General features: G+C 70.8%; 18 protein-coding genes and 1 other RNA gene. 11 read left to right on the top strand and 8 right to left on the bottom strand.

What is annotated here, in order from left to right; translation table 11 throughout:
• The first annotated feature begins 114 nt into the window (after positions 1-114).
• Positions 115-657, top strand: a complete 543-nt coding sequence (locus QC283_RS23655) for a DoxX family protein (protein ID WP_279563647.1) — start codon at positions 115-117, stop codon at positions 655-657.
• 50 nt (positions 658-707) lie between these two features.
• Complete coding sequence (locus tag QC283_RS23650; protein ID WP_279563646.1) at positions 708-1,058, top strand: MazG-like family protein; 351 nt, start codon at positions 708-710, stop codon at positions 1,056-1,058.
• Positions 1,059-1,527: 469 nt separating this feature from the next.
• Here the strand turns inward: QC283_RS23650 and QC283_RS23645 are convergent, their stop codons facing one another.
• The 3 genes from QC283_RS23645 to QC283_RS23635 form a co-directional block, all read right to left on the bottom strand.
• On the bottom strand, positions 1,528-2,259 hold the full coding sequence (locus QC283_RS23645; RefSeq protein WP_279563645.1) for a DUF7873 family protein: 732 nt from the start codon (positions 2,257-2,259) through the stop codon (positions 1,528-1,530).
• 138 nt (positions 2,260-2,397) lie between these two features.
• Positions 2,398-3,408 (bottom strand): polysaccharide deacetylase family protein, encoded by a 1,011-nt coding sequence (locus QC283_RS23640; RefSeq protein WP_279563644.1) that lies wholly within the window; start codon positions 3,406-3,408, stop codon positions 2,398-2,400.
• Positions 3,409-3,442: 34 nt separating this feature from the next.
• Positions 3,443-4,450, bottom strand: coding sequence for a glycoside hydrolase family 11 protein (locus QC283_RS23635; RefSeq protein WP_279563643.1), 1,008 nt, complete (start codon positions 4,448-4,450; stop codon positions 3,443-3,445).
• A gap of 343 nt (positions 4,451-4,793) precedes the next feature.
• Between QC283_RS23635 and QC283_RS23630 the strand changes: the two genes are divergently transcribed.
• The 5 genes from QC283_RS23630 to QC283_RS23605 all read left to right on the top strand — a co-directional run bounded on the left by QC283_RS23630 (position 4,794) and on the right by QC283_RS23605 (position 10,857).
• Positions 4,794-5,843 carry an LLM class flavin-dependent oxidoreductase gene (locus QC283_RS23630; protein WP_279563642.1) on the top strand — a complete coding sequence of 350 codons (1,050 nt, stop codon included), beginning with the start codon at positions 4,794-4,796 and terminating at the stop codon, positions 5,841-5,843.
• 466 nt (positions 5,844-6,309) lie between these two features.
• Positions 6,310-7,755, top strand: a complete 1,446-nt coding sequence (locus QC283_RS23625; protein ID WP_279563641.1) for an ATP-binding protein — start codon at positions 6,310-6,312, stop codon at positions 7,753-7,755.
• Between the two features lie 704 nt (positions 7,756-8,459).
• The gene (locus tag QC283_RS23615) at positions 8,460-9,137 is read left to right on the top strand and encodes a DUF4232 domain-containing protein (protein WP_279563640.1); all 678 of its coding nucleotides are present in this window, start codon (positions 8,460-8,462) and stop codon (positions 9,135-9,137) included.
• Positions 9,138-9,431: 294 nt separating this feature from the next.
• Positions 9,432-9,845: a hypothetical protein gene (locus QC283_RS23610; protein ID WP_279563639.1), complete on the top strand. Its 414-nt coding sequence runs from the start codon at positions 9,432-9,434 to the stop codon at positions 9,843-9,845.
• 289 nt (positions 9,846-10,134) lie between these two features.
• Positions 10,135-10,857, top strand: a complete 723-nt coding sequence (locus QC283_RS23605) for a hypothetical protein (protein ID WP_279563638.1) — start codon at positions 10,135-10,137, stop codon at positions 10,855-10,857.
• Between the two features lie 45 nt (positions 10,858-10,902).
• Here the strand turns inward: QC283_RS23605 and rnpB are convergent.
• Together rnpB and QC283_RS23595 are read right to left on the bottom strand one after the other, a co-directional pair.
• Positions 10,903-11,304, bottom strand: an RNA gene (gene rnpB / locus QC283_RS23600) — RNase P RNA component class A.
• Positions 11,305-11,354: 50 nt separating this feature from the next.
• Positions 11,355-11,936 carry a Uma2 family endonuclease gene (locus QC283_RS23595; RefSeq protein ID WP_279563765.1) on the bottom strand — a complete coding sequence of 194 codons (582 nt, stop codon included), beginning with the start codon at positions 11,934-11,936 and terminating at the stop codon, positions 11,355-11,357.
• Positions 11,937-12,110: 174 nt separating this feature from the next.
• Here QC283_RS23595 and QC283_RS23590 point away from each other — a divergent pair, with 174 nt between their 5' ends.
• From QC283_RS23590 to eda, 4 genes are all read left to right on the top strand, one after another.
• Complete coding sequence (locus tag QC283_RS23590) at positions 12,111-12,908, top strand: MerR family transcriptional regulator (RefSeq protein WP_279563637.1); 798 nt, start codon at positions 12,111-12,113, stop codon at positions 12,906-12,908.
• Positions 12,905-13,519, top strand: coding sequence for a hypothetical protein (locus QC283_RS23585; protein ID WP_279563636.1), 615 nt, complete (start codon positions 12,905-12,907; stop codon positions 13,517-13,519). Before QC283_RS23590 ends, QC283_RS23585 begins: the two co-directional genes overlap by 4 nt.
• A 53-nt stretch (positions 13,520-13,572) precedes the next feature.
• The gene (gene yaaA / locus QC283_RS23580) at positions 13,573-14,355 is read left to right on the top strand and encodes a peroxide stress protein YaaA (RefSeq protein WP_279563764.1); all 783 of its coding nucleotides are present in this window, start codon (positions 13,573-13,575) and stop codon (positions 14,353-14,355) included.
• A gap of 75 nt (positions 14,356-14,430) precedes the next feature.
• A complete protein-coding gene (gene eda, locus QC283_RS23575) occupies positions 14,431-15,099 on the top strand; it encodes a bifunctional 4-hydroxy-2-oxoglutarate aldolase/2-dehydro-3-deoxy-phosphogluconate aldolase (protein WP_279563635.1) in 669 nt (222 codons plus the stop codon).
• On the opposite strand, the gene QC283_RS23570 is transcribed toward eda, so the two are convergent.
• The 3 genes from QC283_RS23570 to QC283_RS23560 are packed head-to-tail and all read right to left on the bottom strand — an operon-like array spanning position 15,074 to position 18,028.
• A complete protein-coding gene (locus QC283_RS23570) occupies positions 15,074-16,396 on the bottom strand; it encodes a bifunctional RNase H/acid phosphatase (RefSeq protein WP_279563763.1) in 1,323 nt (440 codons plus the stop codon). The genes eda and QC283_RS23570 overlap by 26 nt on opposite strands.
• A 34-nt stretch (positions 16,397-16,430) precedes the next feature.
• On the bottom strand, positions 16,431-17,174 hold the full coding sequence (locus QC283_RS23565; protein ID WP_279563762.1) for a zinc ribbon domain-containing protein: 744 nt from the start codon (positions 17,172-17,174) through the stop codon (positions 16,431-16,433).
• Positions 17,171-18,028 (bottom strand): Nif3-like dinuclear metal center hexameric protein, encoded by an 858-nt coding sequence (locus QC283_RS23560; RefSeq protein ID WP_279563634.1) that lies wholly within the window; start codon positions 18,026-18,028, stop codon positions 17,171-17,173. Before QC283_RS23560 ends, QC283_RS23565 begins: the two co-directional genes overlap by 4 nt.
• Between the last annotated feature and the right edge of the window lie 46 nt (positions 18,029-18,074).

The raw sequence follows: 18,074 nt of genomic DNA, 5'->3' as shown, positions 1-18,074 counted from the left end.
CAGCACCCGGCCCAGCACCCCGCCCGCCACCCGAACGGCGCCCGGAGCGGGCCCGCGCGACGCGGGCGGGCGACGGTGGGGAGGTGAGCCGCCGCTGTCTGCGAGGGAGTCGACGTGAACTGTTCTGACCGGCGTGATCTGGGGCTGCTGCTGCTCCGACTGGGTACCGGCGGCGTCCTGGCCGCGCACGGCGCGCAGAAGCTGCTCGGCTGGTTCGGCGGCGGCGGGATCGAGGGCACCGGCCAGGCCATGGAGGCCATGGGCTACGCGCCGGGCCGGGCCAGTGCCACCGCGGCGGGCCTCGCGGAGGCCGGCGGCGGGGCACTGCTGGCGCTGGGCCTGGCCACCCCGGCCGCGGGTGCGGCGGCGGCCGGAGCGATGGCGGGCGCCGCGGCGGTGCACGCCCCGAACGGCTTCTTCGCCCAGGCGGGCGGCTACGAGTACGCGGCGTCGCTCGGTCTGACGGCCGTCGGTCTCGCGGTCACGGGCCCGGGCCGCCTCTCCCTGGACCACGCGCTCGGCCACACCGTCAACCGGAACTGGATGGTCCCGGTGGCGTTCGCGGCGACGGCCGCGGCCACGACGGTGATCGTGGGGGCGCGCAACAAGCGGGTACGGAAGGCGGCGGAGGGAGAGCAGGAACCGCTGTTCGACTGACGCGGCGATCACGTATCGCGTCCCCGGCCGCCCGTGGCAGGCTGCCCCGCATGAACGACGACGATGACGGCAGCGCGCCCGCCGACCTCTGGACCACCGTCGACGCCCTGTGGAAGTGGCTGGAGGCGGACCAGCCCGTCGGCGGCAGGGAGGGCCTCCTGCTGCGCATGCTGAAGCTGTCCGAGGAGGTCGGCGAGGTCTCCGAGGCGGTGATCGGCGTGACCGGCCAGAACCCGCGCAAGGGCGTCACCCACACGTGGGGCGACGTCGAGGCGGAACTGTGCGACGTCGTGATCACGGCGTTGGTGGCCCTGCGGACGCTGACGCCTCAGGCGCGGGAGGTGTTCGGGCGGCATCTGGAGCGGGTGGCGAGGCGGTCACTGGGCGCGCCGGGAGCCTGATCGAGCGCCACCGTCGGCGGCTGCTCACCCGGCCCGGCGGAGCCTGGACGTGACGGAGCCCGGACGTGACGGAGCCCGGGAGTCGTATCCAGCTCCCGGGCCCCTGGGGATGCCACCCAATTGCGCACGCCGGCGGCGTTTAAGAGGACGGATCAGTCATCATGCCGTCGTGTTCTTCCTTTGAACTACCGCACCAGGTGAGAGGTGCAGGCGAGAGTCGAACTCGCATCCGACGGCGTTCGTCCGTCCCCGGTCGCCCCGGCGATCGGCGGCGATACTGAAGCTGGAGCGAGAGTCTGAGATTGACGGCCCGGACGATCGTCGCCCGCGCCTCTTCAGGCTGAACTTCAGTTTCAGCTTGCGCTCACCGCGCGAACCGGTCCTCAATCCGGCCCGCGCCTGTCGCGCACCCCCGCGCTCACACGCGGGGGCGATCATGGAGGCTGCCCGTGTCCGGGCGGCCTGTGCCTCAGCCGAACAGGTAGCCGAACACCGCGTCGCCGACCCGATGGTCGGTGACCTCGGCGCCGTTGGCCTCCTCGCGGGCGAACTTCACGGCCTGCTGAAGCTTCTCGACCCGCTCCAGCAACTCGTTCACCCGCCGCGCCGGAAGCGCTCCGGAGAACTTCACGGTCGTCCAGTACCCGATGGGCACGTCCTCGTAGTACACCTCGACCTGCGCCGGGTGCTTGTCGGTCGCCTCGGCCTTGACGTGGTTGCGCGGGACCTTCTTCGTCCGGATCGTGCGGACCGGGTCGGTCTTCCACCAGTCCGTGGACGGGTCCTGGGCCCAGGACTCGGCGGCGTCGAGCGTGGGAAGCTTCTTGACGAAGGAGTGCAGGTCGGTGAGCTGCTTCTCCAGGAAGAGCAGATAGCTGACCGGTACGTCCGCGACGACCGTCCGTCCGTCGACCGTGACGTCCGCGCGGGCCGCGCAGTTCGCCCAGTCCTTCGTCGCCGTCACGTCGAACAGCCGCGTCAGCGACGCCGCCATCTCACGCAGCACGTCCTCGGCCTGCACCTGCACCCGCGTGGACTCGGGCGGCAGCTGCTCGCCCTCCTCGTCCTTCGGCTGGTACGTACGCGAGATCCCGGCGAGCAGCGCCGGCTTCTGCACCTTCTGGTGCGCCGCGGTGATGTCCTGGAGCGACTTGCTCTTGACGCCCTTTTCGACAGCGATGATCTGGTTCAGCTTCGCCATGTCGGTCCCCCTTCGAACAGGCATGAACGTATCCCGGCTCTTCGGGGGCGCGCACTTGCTTTTCGGGGGGGGCCGGCACTCGTGTGGCACGGCGTCCACAACCGCCGTGCCACACGACGTGCGTGCTCCGGGCCCGGGTCAGCCCGCGCCGCAGGAGACCGTGGGCCAGCTCCAGTTGCCGTTGGCCTGGATGGTGGCGCCCCAGTTGCTTCCGCTGCCGTTCGACTTGGCGGTCAGCGTCTGCGCGCTCGGGTAACTGGCGTTGATGTTCCAGGTCGACAGGACCCTCGCCGGGGACGGCACGTTCATCGTCACGGTCCAGTCACTCGACCCGCTGACCGCGACGTTGAGGTTGTACCGGTCCCCCCACCGCTGCCCGGCGGAGAGCGTGGCGGTGCAGCCACCACCTTCACCGCCGCCGCCGCCCCCGCTGCCGCCGTCGGGGGCGACCGCGCGGCCGGTCTGCGGTGAGATCATGCCGGAGCACAGGCCCTTGCTCTCCAGGGTCCGCGCGATGCGCGGAATGGCCGCGAGCGTGTTGGCGGGCCAGTCGTGCATGAGGATGACCTGGCCGTTACCCAGCCGGGAGGCGGCCTGCACGATCGCGTCGGTACTGGCGTTGTTCCAGTCCTGCGAGTCGACGTCCCAGATCACCTCGGTCAGCCCGTACTTGGCCTCGACCGACCGCAACGTCGCGTTGGTCTCGCCGTACGGAGGACGGAACAGTTCCGGTGTCCCGCCGCCCGCGCTCGCGATGGCCTGCTGGGTCCGGGAGATCTCCGAGTCCATCTGCGACTGGCTCAGCTGGGTCATGTGCGGGTGGGTGTAGCTGTGGTTGGCGACCCACATGCCCGCGTCGACCTGCGCCCGGACCAGGGACGGGTTCTGGGCCGCGTACTGGCCCTGGTTGAACATGGTGGCCCGCAGCCCGTTCTGCCTGAGCGCGTTGAGCAGGGCCTGGGTGTTGCCGGAGGGGCCGTCGTCGAAGGTGAGCCCGACGTAGCCGTTGCAGGCGGCGGCTCGCGCCGGGCCCGCGTCGGCGGCGACGGTGCCCGCGGCCGCCAGCGCGGCGACGGCCACCCCGGTGACCAGGGAACGCAGCGACTGACGAGGTGTGATGCGCTGACGAATACGCATACGAGTGGGCATACGAGTGGATCCTCCCCTCTCCTCGTGTCCGGGGTCAGCCCGCACTGCAGGAGACCGAGGGCCAGGTCCAGTTGCCGTTGGCCTGGATGGTGGCACCCCAGTTGTTGCCGCTGCCGTTGGACTTGGCGGTCAGCGTCTGCGCACTGGGATAACTCGCGTTGACGTTCCAGGTCGACAGGACCTTCGCCGGGGACGGCACGTTCATCGTCACCGTCCAGTCGCTGGCCCCGCTGACGGAGACGTCGAGGTTGTACCGGTCGCCCCACTTCTGCCCGGCGGAGACCGTGGCGGTGCACCCGCCACCCCCGCCGCCACCACCGTTGTCGCCGCCACCGCCGCCGCCCGTACCGCCGACGGTGATGTTGGAACTGCCGCTGCTCTGGTAGCCCTCGGTGGCCATGATCATGTAGTAGCTGAAGTTGCCCATCGGCATTCCGGCCCGCGCCCAGGCGTCGAAGTGGTTGCCGGTGGTGATGGTGCCGCCGGTCCGCCTGGACTGCCGCACGCTCCAGTACTGGTCGAAGGTGCGGGTGCCTTCGACGGAGGGCGCGTTGTGGCGGGTCGTCTTGTAGATGTCGTAGGTGCCTCCGTCGGAGGTCACGGTGCCCTTGTACTCACCCGTGGGCCGGTAGGTGCCCCAGTTGTCGACGATGTAGTACTCGACGAGCGGGTTCGACGTCCACCCGTAAAGCGTCAGGTAGGCGTTGCCGGACGGGTTGAAGGTCCCCGAGTACTGCACGGTCCGGCGCCCGCCGTTGCTCCAGCCCTTGCCCGCGACGAAGTTGCCGGTGTTGCGCCATGAGGTGCTGTACTGGCCGCCGGAACCCATGTCCATGGAGACGGTGCCCTGGCTGTCGGTCCAGAACGAGTAGTAGTAGCCGTTGTTGGTGCCCTCCTGGTTGGTCGTGACGACCGTGCCGGCGTGGGCGGTGCCCGGCAGCATCATCGCGGCCAGCGCGGCCAGCGCGAAGGCCCACGCGCTTCTGACGAGCAGCGTGACGGGGCCGCTTCTGCGGCGCCCGGGGTGGACGAGCACGTTCATGGGGGGTGCTTCCTCTCGTGAGGGTCTCGTGAGGGTGCGACAACGGCGCCAGTGTTGGCCTGCACTCGTCAAGCGTCAACACTTTCGGTAGAAGTTTCGAAACCTTCGCTCCGTCACCGCCTGCCGCGAAACGAAAGTCAGGGCACGTCATCCCGGCTGTACGCACCGAATAATTCATCCAGGAAAGCGCCAGGCGGAAGAGTGATCAGAAATCACTGTCAACCTCACCGAAACTTTCGACGACTACCGGCCCTCTGGACAACGAAGAGCCGGACCCAACATCCTCGGGGAGGCAGAGCGCCAGACAGCCGCACACCGTTTCCCGCACCGGAAGGTGTCGCCCGTGAAGTTCAGCTACGCGATGCTCCCCGACTACCCCCTGACCGAGTCGCTGGCATCCATCCAACTCGCCGACGAGCTGGGCTTCCACGCCTGCTACGCCGCCGACGAGACCTGGCACAAGGACCTGTGGCTCCTCTTCGCGGCGGCCGCCGGCCGCACGAGCCGCATCCGCCTCGGCCCGAGCGTCTCCCCGGTCACGCTGCGCGAGCCGACCCTGATCGCACAGGCCCTCGCCACGCTCGACGAACTGTCCGGCGGCCGCGCCGAGGGCGTCCTGTCCAGCGGCAACTTCGGCCTGCTCGCCCAGTACCGCATCGACTGGGCCCGCACCAGGCCACTGTCACGGGTCAAGGAAGCCCTGCACGTGATGCGCACCTTCCTCGACGAGGGCGCGATCACGCACGACGGCGAGTTCTTCTCCTACGACGGCCTGTTCACGTTCGCCCGCCCCGTGCAGGACCGACTGCCGCTGAAGCTCGGCGCGATGCGGGGCCCGAAGTCCTTCGAGGCGGCCGGGGAGTTGTCCGACGGCTGCCACCACGCCCTGAGCTACACCCGCGAGGCCTACGACTACGCCGTGCACCACATCCGGGCGGGCGCGGAGCGCGCCGGCAAGGACTGGCGGTCCCTGGACATCGGGGCCTGGGTTGTCTTCGCGACCGGCCCCGACTCTGCGGCGGCCAAGGAGGCGGCGCGCAGCATGGTCGGCATCTACGCGTCCTCGATGCCCGAGGAGCAACTGCGCCGCAACGGCGTGGACCCGGCCGAGCTGAAGCCGGTCATCGACGCGATCGGCGCCGGCGACCTGGCCCGCGGCATCGAACTGACCACCCCGGAGATCGCCGAACGCCTCTCCGTCGCGGGCACCCCCGAGGAGTGCCGGGAGAAGATCGAACGGGACATCGCCCCCAGCGGCGTGAACCACATGATCTGCGCGATCACCGACCGCACCCTGGTGAAGACCTTCACGGGCCGCGATCTGCCAGCGGCGGCGGACGTGGACACGCAGCTGCGGCTGATCAACGAACGGATCATGCCGGCGTTCGCATGACGGCGGAGAGAGGCCACCGACATCGGTGCGGTGGGGGATCCCTGCGCCCACACTGTTGGAGTCCCGTTCACACAGGACGGGACTCCGGCCGACTCACTGAGGGGTCGATGGACTCAGCTCGCGATCCACAACTTCCTCATAGGACACCGCCTGTCGTCCGGTGCCGGTACTCGCCGGAAGACGCCGGAAGACACCCGGTGGATGCAATCAACGCCGTACGTGGAGCAGCTGAAGTTCGCGCTCGTCGGGCGGATCGGGCGACTCTTCGCCTCTATCAGCTCCACACTGTCAGGCCCCTGTATGTAGATGTCGCAGAGGCCCACTGGAGAGCGAAAGCGCTCGGCAGTGGTGCCGAGTGTGGCGCAGAACGCGTGTGTTGCTGCTCCAAATGAGTTTCGACACTCGCATCTCTCATACTATGGTTCACTTGAGTATGCTCAAAGCGAGCAAACTCGAAAGGTGATCCATGCCAGGCTTCGTAGGCCGCACATCCGAGCTGGCCACCCTCAACCGCCACCTCGACTGGGTACGCGAGGGTCGGGGCGACCAGCGCGGCCGTGCCCTGCTCCTCCGCGGGCGGCGCCGGGTCGGGAAGTCCCGGCTCGTCGACCTCTTCTGTGAGCGCGCCCGGGTGCCCTACGTCGTCCACCAGGCCACCCGGGGCGAGGACGCCCACCGGGAACGGGTTCGCTTCCTCGACGAGGTCCGGCACTCCTCGCTGCCCGACACCGCCCTCCTCGCCGGCGTCACCACCGTCGCCGAGTGGGACACCGCCCTGCGCCAGCTCGCAGCCGTGCTCCCGGACGACGCCCCCAGCATCGTCGTACTCGACGAGCTGCCCTGGATGCTCGAAGGCGACCCGGTTCTGGAAGGCACCCTGCAGACCGTGTGGGACCGGGTGCTGAGCCGCAAGCCCGTGCTGCTCGTCCTCATCGGCAGCGACCTGGCGATGATGGAGCAGCTCTCCGCCTACGGCCGCCCCTTCCACCAGCGAGGGGTCGAGATGGTCCTCGCGCCCCTCTCCCCCGCCGAGGTCATGGCCATGACCGGGCTGCCCGCCGCCGAAGCCTTCGACGCGCACCTGATCACCGGCGGTCTGCCCCTCATCTGCCAGGAGTGGCGGGAAGGCGAGAGCCGTACCGACTTCCTCTCCCGCGCCCTCGACGATCCGACCTCTCCCCTCCTCGTCTCGGCCGAGCGGGCGCTGGCCGCCGAGTTCCGGACCGCCCTTCAGGCCAGGCACGTGCTCTCCGTGGTCGGCAGCGGTGAGCGGACCTTCGGGACGATCGCCGCGAAGGCCGGGACGGCCGACCGGCCGCTCCCGCCCGGCTCGCTGAACCCCGCCCTGCACACCCTCGCGGACAAACGGCTGATCGCCGTCGACACCCCGCTCTCCAGCCGCCCCGGTGACCGTGACCGCCGCTACCGCGTCGCCGACCCCTACCTGCGTTTCTGGCTCGCCTTCCTCGAACAGGGGATCCCGGAGATCGAACGCGGGCGCGGCCGGATCGTGGCCGAGGCGGTCGAGCGCGGCTGGACCTCGTGGCGCGGGCGGGCGATCGAACCCGTCGTAAGGGAGTCCCTGGCCCGACTGCTGCCCGACGACACGTGGCCGCAGGTGAGAGAAGTGGGTGGCTGGTGGCCTCGTACGAACAATCCCGAGGTCGATCTCGTAGGGGCGGACCGGTATCCGGCGCGCGAGATCGGGTTCGTCGGCTCGGTCAAGTGGCACGAGCACGGCCCCTTCGACCACCGTGCCCTGGCCTCACTGGCCCGGGACGCCCTGGCCGTCCCCGGGGCCGACGAGGACACTCCCCTCGTCGCGGTGTCCCGGTCCGGGTTCACAGTGGACGGCCCGGCGGCGACGTACGGGCCCGAGCAACTGATGGAGGCCTGGGCTTCCGCCGCGTGAGCTCACTCCCCCTTGTAGGACCCCTCCGGATACGGTCGAAAGCCGTCCCCACGTGTACCCAGTGGCGGACGGTGCTTCCGGGGCGGCTGCGGACGCCGTCGGCCATCTGCGCCTTCCGGAGATGGACCCCCGCGCACTGACCGGGCTCAAGTTCAGCGCGGCTCTTCCAGCGCGTCTGGCCGAGGCGACGCTCGCAGCTCGCGTGGCCGATCTGGATGGTGCCGCGACGTCGGGGAATGCCCGGCGCAGGTGGAGGCCCAGCGGCGCTCGAATTGTTCCTGGTGTGTGAGGAGCCGCTTCGCAAGCGCCTTCGGCAGGGGCATGTCGCGGGTCTTCCGAAGATGGTGGCCACCGGGTCACGGATCTGTTCCAGCCGGTGTTGAGCGCGGAAGGTGCCGGCCCGGGACCGGAACCGGTGTCCGCGCCCAGCGTCGGGCAATCCGGTGGGCCGGGGACACGCCGGGTCCGGGCCCCGAATTCCCGGGCCGGACGGCGCCGGGTGAGCGGTACGGCGCGGTGCGAGCGCCGACCGCCTCCCCCCGTGACAGTCCTCGACGTACCGGGGTCTGTGTAACAGCAGTGTCCGGAGCGGTGGTCGCATGGAACGGGTCGTTGGGCGGACATGTCTTGGTGATCAGAAAGGCTCACTCGTACCGACGGGGACCGAGCGGCCGACATGATCCACCGAGACTGAGGAAGTAACGATGCGCGTTCGCAAGCTCACCTTCGCCGCCCTGGCCGTCGTCGCGGGTCTCTCGCTCACGGCCTGCAACGGCGACGACGGCGCGGCACAGAGCGACGGGGCGCCCGCCTCCTCCGCCTCCTCGTCGAACACCGCCTCGGGTTCCGCCGGTTCGGAGCAGGGAGGCTCGAAGCAGGGAGGTTCGGAGGAGGGAGACTCGGAGCAGAGCGGGGGGACGGACTCCGCCGGGGGCGGTTCCGGCACGGGCGCCGAGGGTGGCAACTGCCGTACCGACGAGCTGGAGATCAGCGCGACGGACACCACCATCACCGGTGACGAAAAGGGCTCGACCGCGGTCACGTTCAAGAACGGCGGCGGCAGCGACTGCACCCTGCCCGGGTACGCGGGCGTCGACCTGAAGACCAACGCGGGGGATCTGTCCGCCGAGCGCAGTGGCGAGGCGTCCGACCCCATGGTGCTCAAGAGCGGTGAGTCGGTGTCCTTCGGCATCTTCTACCCGCTCAACGACTCGGGCGGCTCCGGCGTCAGGATCACCGACCTCGTGGTGACCCCGCCGAACGAGACCAAGTCGGTCACCCTCGTATGGCCGGGCGCCGCAACCCTGCCCGTCACCGACGGCTCCGGCACCCCCGTCACGGTCGGCCCGATGGGCAGCGCGGGCCAGGGCGGAGCGAGCTGACCCGTAGGTCCGGATTCTGCGGTTGGAAGGGCGGCCTGCCCGAGGCGGAACCGTGCCGGGTTCGCCGACGCCTGGGGCAAGGGGTATCCGGCAGGCGCTCGAGGCCCGCGGCCCCTTCCTCGACGAGCAGTCCAGTGTTCGACAGACCCCAGCCGTCGGCGGCCACTGCGTCTACATCTGTGGTTGACGAGTACCGCCGGAGGGTTACCGCGCTGAGTTGACTCCTTGAGGCGCAGGGGCCGGTAGCTTCCTTGGTGTCAGGAACACCTCAAACAAGGGGGAACTTCCGTGCGAATGCGTCCTCGTATCGTTCCGTTCGCGATGACCGCCGTCCTGCTCGGGGGTGGAGTGGCTGCCGCAACGACCGGCGCGGCCAGCGCCTCGGCACCGAAGGCAGAGGTGGGGATCCAGTCCTGCCTGGGCAACGCGAGGTACTACACCGGCACTCCGGGGAGCAGCGGCAGCAACGCGCACTGGCCCGGCACCGGTAAGTACGCCTACACCACCAGCAGCTGTGCCGACATCAACATCAAGACCAACTACACCCGCCAGGTCAGGACCTGCTTCAAGGCGACCCGCGCGTGCAACGGTTGGCGGACGGCCGCCAGGGGGCAGTGGGCACTGGCGGCCACCGACGTGAAGGACGGGTCCGGTTTCTACATCCAGTTCAAGGGAGTGAACGCGAGCACCGGCCAGATCGCCTACTGAGGCGCTGCCCCGTCGTGGACCCGCGGGCGCCGGACCGGAAGGCCCGGCGCCTGCTTCGGCCTGGTCCGGGTCAGGGCGGTATCGGTCCGAGGGCCCACCGCCGACGGCTGCCCTGGTGATCAACGCCGCCGGTGGCGCCGTGTCCGGACACTAGGATCCCGCCATGGCGGAACCCGCGAGTGCTCAACAGGACAGTGTCAGTGGCATATCCATACCCCCCTCACGGTTGAGACGGCTGTACGCAGGCCGCCGAAGGCGGCTCCTCATCAGCGCGGGAGTCGCTCTGGGAGTGGTCGCCACGGTGCTCTTCGTCAGTTCCGGGCCCGAGCCCGGTGATCACGCACCGACGGTGGTGTGCTCCGACACCGACAACACCGGCCTGACCGCCGACGTGGACGCTGACGGGCACCTGGACGAGTTGCGCGACCCCGACCTCTCGGGAAAGGTCTCCGTCCTCTTCAGCCGGGCCGATGACCGCGTCGAGGTCGGTGTCGGCGAGGCGATCGGCGTGTGGCCGAAGGTCCGCGGCCTGCTGACGCCGGACCTGGAGACCCGGGGCACGTTCGGTGACTTCGACGGCGACGGCTATCTCGATCTGGCGTTGTTCCACAGCCAGAAGGACATCGGGGACAGCCCCCGCCCCAACCTGCTCGTGCACGAGGTGCGCTACGGACCGCTCGCCCGGGACCTGAGCGGCAGCCGGAGCGGCACCATCCGCGTTCAGAACTCGCGCTTCGTCGCCGCGGTGCGTGCGACGGACGAGAACCAGGACGGGCGCGCCGAGCTACACGTCTTCCAGTCCGTCGGAGACGGAGGCTACAAGCATTACGTCGGCCGCCAGGAGGACGGCGGCGTGACCCTGAGCGAGGCCGACACCGACTACTACAGCAGTGGCGACTGGGACAGACTCCAGCCGGGGTGGAGCGACTTCGGCACTTGTGTGTACACCACCCCCGAGGGCACGCCGTCGGTTCGGAAATCGCCTTGGATGTCACGCCCGGATCAGGAGTGAGGCGAGCGTGACGGCTGCCCGGGTGGGACTCGGCGCAGGTGGCGGCAGACGAGTCGGGCTGTACGCCGGGTTCTGTTCCGGTGGGTCCTCGCGGGCCCGCCGGCGACGGCCATCCATCTAGGACCGGCGTTGCCGCCGGTCTCGTGCGGTCTACCCGCGGACTCGGGCGGGCAGCCCTCGAACGTCCGCGCAGAGGCACCGGGGTGTCTCCTTTTGACCTTGCTCCGGGTGGGGTTTACCTAGCTGCCCAGGTCGCCCTGGGCACTGGTGGTCTCTTACACCACCGTTTCACCCTTACCGGAGACCGGAGTCTCCGGCGGTTTACTTTCTGTGGCACTGTCCCGCGGGTCACCCCGGGTGGCCGTTAGCCATCACCCTGCCCTGTGGAGCCCGGACGTTCCTCGGGAAGTCCCGTAAGGGACTCCACGCGGCCGCCCGCCCGGCTCGTCTGCCGTGTGGACCATGGTACCGGGCGTGGCGGGGACGTACGGACGGCCTCAGAGGAAGTCGGCGGTGTCCAGTTCGAAGGCGAAGGGGGCGGGGAGGGTGAGCGGTTTGCCGAGGGGGCGGGTGCGGTGCTCGCGGTAGTCGTCACGGTGGTCGATGCGTTCCGGGGTGCTGAACAGCGTGATCGAGGACGCCTGCCGGTCGACCAGCAGGTAGAGGGGAATGCCGCCACCGGCGTAGCAGCGGCGCTTGGCCTCGCGGTCGGCATGGGGCTTGCTGGACGTCACCTCCAGGACCATGGCGACGCCATGACAGGGCATCCAGGGATCCGCGCCGCGATACAGACGTAGTCCCGTGGGAGCGAAGGTGCCGTCGGGGATGACGTGGTCCATAGGACAGTCGAGCCCGCCCCTGAGCTTCAGGCCCTTGTTCCCGGAGAAGTCCATGTCCGTCCTGGACCGTCTGATCACCTGTTTCACGATCAGATTGATGTAGTCCTCGTGATCCCCGTCCGGCGGCGGCGTCACAACGATCTCTCCCTCGATCAGCTCGGCCCGGAAGCCTTCCGGCGTGTCCAGGGCGAGGAACCCCTCCAGCAGGACATCCGCCTGCGTCAGCGGCTCATGGGCCATGGCAGTCATGTCACGCCCCTCCTTCGGTCGCTCGCCAGACTGGGACATCGGCTGATCACCTGTCCGAGAGATCGGGAACCGTTCCCTCGATCGTGGCACACGATCACGCCCGCCGTCAGAAGCCGGGCCCGTCACGCTTGACCCTGTCGCAACGTCAACGTTTCTACTGAAGTCATGCGAATCGGAGAGCTCGCCGACACTGTCGGCGTCACCACGCGGACCGTGCGGCACTACCACCATCAGGGCCTGCTGCCCGAGCCGGAGCGGATGGCCAACGGATATCGGACGTACACCCTGCGGCACGTCGTCGTGCTCGCCCGGATCCGGCGGCTGACCGAGCTGGGGCTCGGGCTGGCGGAGGTGCGGGACGTGCTCGCGGACGAGGCCGGGAAGGACCTGACCGAGGTGCTGGAGGAACTGGACGCGGATCTGGCACGGCAGGAGGCGGCGATCCGGGAGCGTCGGGCGCGGTTGCGGGCGCTGCTGGGGACGGAGGGCGCGCTGCCGCCCGAGGGGCCGGTGTCGGAGGAGCTGGCCGAGCTGTTCGCCGGGATGGGGGACGTCTCCGGCTCCCCCATGGCCATACGGGACCGGGAGATGCTGGCGCTGCTGGAGAGCACGGTGGCGCCGGAGGACCGGGAGGGACTGCTGGCCGCGCTGCGCGACGGGCTGGGATCGCCGGAGGCGGTGGCGCGGGCGCACCGTGCCTACGCGCTGCTCGACGAGCTGGCGGACGCCGGCGCCGACGACCCGCGGGTGGTGGAGGCGGCCCGGGTGCTCGCCGACTGTGTACCCGTGGAGCTGCTGCCCGAGGAGGGCGTCGTACTGGATTCCGGGACCGGGTCCGGGGCCGGGTCCGGGGCCGGGGCCGGGGCCGGTTTCATGGGTGCCCTGTACGCCGACTTCGCGCCGGGACAGGCGGAGGCGATCCGGCAGGCCATGGAGATCGCGTCGAGGAGGAGGCGGTCATGAGGAGCCCCTACTTCGCCACGGTCCCGTCCCTCATGATCCGTCACGAGCTGCGACTGCTGGCCAGTCTGTGGCTGTGGGCGGCGCGGCGGACCGACGGGGCGGCGGCCGGTGGGACCGTCTTCGGGTACACGCGGGGTCAGGGCGCGATGATGGCCGGGCTCGGGTTCGTGTGCGTGATCGAGACGGTGATGATGTCCGTGCTGTTGCGCGACTGGCCCACCGCGCACCTCGTGATGCTGGTGCTGGACGTGTACGCCATCGTCTTCGTCGTCGGGCTGCACGCCGCGTCCGTGGTCCGCCCGCACGTCCTGGACCCGGACGCCGGCACGCTGCGCGTGCGCCAGGCCGTGCACTTCGACGTACGGATACCGCTGGAGCGGATCGCCTCCGTGCGGCGCGAGCTGCGGACCACGCACGAGCGGACGGACGGTGAGCTCGATCTCGCCGTGGGTGCGCAGACCTCCGTCACCGTCGAACTCGCCGAGCCCGTCGCCTACGTCACCTTCTTCGGCCGGCGACGCGAGGTGCGTGTCGTGCGCCTGCACGCCGACGATGCCGGTGGCCTCGTACAAGCCGTCGAGCGGGCGCGGGACGGGTACGCCGTACCCTGACCAGGAGCCTCCTGGAGTGGTGGAGCCCAGGAGCGCGGAGTGAAGGAGTGTCTGTGCTTGTCCTGCTGCCCCCGTCGGAGGGTAAGGCCGCGTCCGGTGGGGGCGCCCCGCTGAAGACCGAGTCGCTGTCCCTGCCGGGGCTCACGCCGGCCCGGGAGACCGTCCTCGGCGAACTGGTCGAGCTGTGCGCCGGTGACGAGGAGAAGGCGCGCGAGGTGCTCGGGCTGAGCGAGGGGCTGCGCGGCGAGGTCGCCAAGAACACGGAGCTGCGGACGGCGGGGGCGCGTCCGGCCGGGGAGACCTACACCGGCGTGCTGTACGACGCCCTGGGCCTGGCCTCACTGGACGCGGCCGCCAAGAAGCGGGCCGCCCGATCGCTGCTCGTGTTCTCCGGGCTGTGGGGCGCGGTGCGGGTGACCGACCGGATTCCCTCCTACCGGTGCTCGATGGGCGTGAGACTTCCCGGGCTCGGGGCGCTCGGCGCGTACTGGCGGGCGCCGATGGCCGAGGTGCTGCCCGAGGCGGCCGGGGACCGGCTGGTGCTGGACCTGCGCTCGTCGGCGTACGCGGCGGCGTGGAAGCCGAAGGGGGAGCTCGCCGGGCGGACGGCGACCGTGCGGGTGCTGCACGCGCCGACCCGGAAGGTGGTCAGCCACTTCAACAAGGCGACCAAGGGGCGGATCGTACGGAGTCTGCTGGCGTCCGCGAGCGCGCCCGAGGGGCCCGCGGAGCTGGTGGAGGCGCTGCGGGACCTGGGGTACGAGGTGGAGGCTCAGGCGCCCGCGAAGGCGGGGAAGCCGTGGTCGCTGGATGTGCTGGTGGCGGAGGTTCACTGAGCCACCGACTCCTCGTCCGTTGCGTATGTCGCAACGGTTATTGCACAGAGTGCTCACCAGCGGCACGATGAGGGCATGACCTCTCCCCTGCCCTCCTCCCCTCACGTCTCGACGCCGTCGGTGCTGGATCTCGCGCCCGTCGTGCCCGTCGTGGTCGTCGACGACCTCGCCGACGCCGTGCCGCTCGCCCGGGCGCTCGTCGCCGGCGGGCTGCCCGCGATCGAGGTGACGCTGCGGACGCCGGTCGCGCTCGACGCGATCCGCGCGATCGCCGGTGAGGTGCCGGGCGCGGTGGTCGGCGCGGGCACCGTCATCACGCCGGAGCAGGTCGGGGAGGTCGTGGCGGCCGGGGCCCGGTTCCTGGTCAGCCCGGGGTGGACGGACGGGCTGCTGGCGGCGATGCGGGCGTCCGGGGTGCCGTTCCTGCCGGGGGTGTCGACCACCTCGGAGGTGGTGGCGCTGCTGGAGCACGGGGTGCGGGAGATGAAGTTCTTCCCGGCCGAGGCCGCGGGCGGCACCGCCTACCTCAAGGCGCTCGCCGCCCCGCTGCCGCAGGCCCGCTTCTGCCCGACCGGTGGCATCACCCCGGCCTCCGCGCCCAAGTACCTGGCGCTGCCCAACGTCGGCTGCGTCGGGGGCAGCTGGATGCTTCCCAAGGACGCGGTGGCCGGCCGTGACTGGGGGCGTGTGGAGGCGCTGGCCCGTGAGGCGGCGGGGCTCAGCGCAGGTGGGACGTGTCGTTGAACAGCCGGACGCTGGCGCCGCCGTCCGCGTAGTACGCCACCGCCGACAGCGAGGCCGCCGACAGTTCCATGCGGAACAGCGACTCGGGCGGGGCGCCCAGGGCGAGCCGTACGAACGTCTTGATCGGCGTCACGTGGGAGACCAGCAGCACCGTGCGGCCCGCGTACGCCGCGGCCAGCCGGTCGCGGGTGGCGGCGACCCTGGCACCGGTCGCCGCGAAGCTCTCGCCGCCGCCGGTCGGCTCGGCGTCCGGGGAGGAGAGCCAGGCGTCCATGTCCTCGGGGTGGCGCTCGAGCACCTCGCCGAAGGTGAGCCCCTCCCAGGCGCCGAAGTCGGTCTCCCGCAGGCCCTCGTCGACCGTCACCTCCAGGCCGAGGCGAGCGGCGACGATGCCCGCGGTCTCGCGCGTGCGGGCCAGCGGGGACGCCACGACGGCCTGGATCGTGCCGCGCCGGGCGAGGCTCTCGGCGACCTTCTCGGCCTGCTCCCGGCCGACGGAGGACAGGGACGGGTCGCTGCCGCCGCTTCCGGAGAACCGCTTCTGCGGGGTGAGGGGCGTCTCGCCGTGCCGGAGCAGGACGAAGGTGGCGGGGGCGCCCATGTCGGGGGGTCCCCAGCCGGGTGAGGCCACGGTCTTCGCGGCCCGCACGTCGGCGTCTGCGTCTGCGTCTGCGTCTGCGTCTGCGTCTGCGGTAACAGCGGCAGCGGCAGCGGCAGCTGAGGGGCGAGGGACTTCGGTGGTCTCGGTGTCCGTCCGGGCCGCCTGGGCGATGCGTTCGTCCACGGCGGCGCCCGCACCGGTACCGGCACCGATACCGACCTCAGGAGCGCCTGCCGCCGCGCCCGCGTCCAGTTCCGCCGTCGACGTGGACGCGGACCACCGCTCGCCGCGGGCCCCCGCGTCCATCGCCTCGTTGGCCAGGCGGTCGGCGTGCTTGTTGCTCGCGCGGGGAATCCACTCGTACGTGACCCGCCCCGGCGGGAAGACGCGGGCCGCCTGGGCCGCCAGCGGCTTCATGTCGGGGTGCTTGATCTTCCAGCGGCCCGACATCTGCTCGACGACGAGCTTGGAGTCCATCCGGACGTGGACCGTCGCGTCCGGGTCCAGCTCCTTCGCCGCGCGCAGACCGGCCAGCAGGCCCCGGTACTCGGCCACGTTGTTCGTGACGACCCCGAGGTACTCGGCGGCCTCGGCCAACGTCTGCCCGGACGCCGCGTCCAGGACGACGGCTCCGTAGCCCGCGGGCCCCGGGTTGCCCCGCGACCCGCCGTCGGCCTCGACCACGAACTTCCGCACCGAACCGGCCACCGAAGCTGCCACCGAACCGGCCCTACAGTCCGGAGTCGGCCGTGCGCACCAGGATGCGGCGGCAGTTCTCGCAGCGTACGACCGTGTCGGGGGCCGCCGAGCGGATCTCGCTCAGCTCGGTGATCGCCAGCTCCTGGCGGCATCCCTGGCAGGCGCGCTGGTACAGCTTGGCCGCGCCGACGCCGCCCTGCTGCTCGCGCAGCTTCTCGTACACCTTCAGCAGGTCCGCGGGGACCGAGCCCGCGATGACCTCGCGCTCCTTGGTCACCGAGGCGGCCTCGGCGTCCAGCTCCTCGACGGCGGCGTCCCGGCGCGCGGCGGCGTCGTCGGACTTGCCCTGCACCGCGCCGACCCGTTCGGTCAGCTCGGCGACCCGCTCCTGCGCGGACTCGCGGCGCTCCATCACCTCCAGGACGACGTCCTCGAGGTCACCCTGGCGCTTGGCGAGGGAGGTGATCTCGCGCTGGAGGTTCTCCAGGTCCTTCGGGGAGGTGACGGCGCCGGAGTCCAGGCGCTGCTGGTCGCGGGTGGCGCGCTGGCGCACCTGGTCCACGTCCTGCTCGGCCTTGGTCTGCTCGCGGGCGCAGTCGCTCTCCTCGGTCTGCGCGGCGACGAGCAGGTCGCGCAGTTGCGTGAGGTCCTTGGTCAGCGACTCGATCTCGGCGTGCTCGGGCAGGGACCTGCGCTTGTGCGCGAGCTGCTGGAGCCGCACGTCGAGGCCCTGGACGTCGAGGAGTCGGATCTGGTCGGCGGGCGCGGCTTTCAGTTGGGGGCTCCCATTGTGTTGGAGGTCGGGGCGGACGCCGCGTGGGCGGTCCAGGGGTCGGTGACCGTCTTGGAGACGTGGACCCTGAGGTCCCAGCCGTGCCGGTCGGAGATCTCGTCGAGCTGGGCCGCGCCCAGCTCGCACCAGGGCCACTCGGTGGCCCAGTGCGCCGCGTCGAGCAGCGCGAGGGGACTGTGGGCGCGGGCCTCCGAGACGGGGTGGTGGCGCAGGTCCGCGGTGAGGAAGGCGTCGACACCGGCCGCGCGGACGTGGTCGAAGAGGCTGTCGCCGGAGCCACCGCTGACGGCGACCGTGCGGACGGTGGCCTCGGGGTCGCCGGCGACGCGGATGCCCTGCGCGGTGGCGGGCAGCCGCTCGGCGGCGCGGGCGGCGAGCTCCCGGACGGTCAGCGGGTGCTCCAGCTCGCACACGCGGCCGAGACCGCGGCGCCCCTCGGGGTCGGCCGGGTCCGGCACCAGTGGCCGTACGACGCGCAGGCCGAGCGCGCCGGCCAGCGCGTCGGAGACGCCCGGGTCGGCGGTGTCGGCGTTGGTGTGGGCGACGTGCAGGGCGATGTCGTTCTTGATGAGCGTGTGCACCACGCGGCCCTTGAAGGTGGAGGCCGCGACCGTCGTCGTACCCCGCAGGTACAGCGGGTGGTGGGTGACGAGCAGGTCGGCGCCCAGCTTCACCGCCTCGTCGACGATCTCCTGGACCGGGTCGACGGCGAACAGGACCCGGGAGACCTCCTGGTCGGGGTCGCCCACGACGGTGCCGACCGCGTCCCAGGACTCGGCCCGCTCGGCGGGCCACAGGTTCTCCAGCGCGGCGATTACTTCTGACAGACGGGGCACGGATGCAAGGCTACCTGGAGGTTCTGCGCCGCTGTACCCACAGCGT

It is taken from the genome of Streptomyces sp. DH41 (genome assembly GCF_029813785.1).
Classification (GTDB): domain Bacteria; phylum Actinomycetota; class Actinomycetes; order Streptomycetales; family Streptomycetaceae; genus Streptomyces.
Note: the sequence above shows the minus strand (reverse complement) of the source record. Positions and strands in the feature narration are given on the sequence as shown.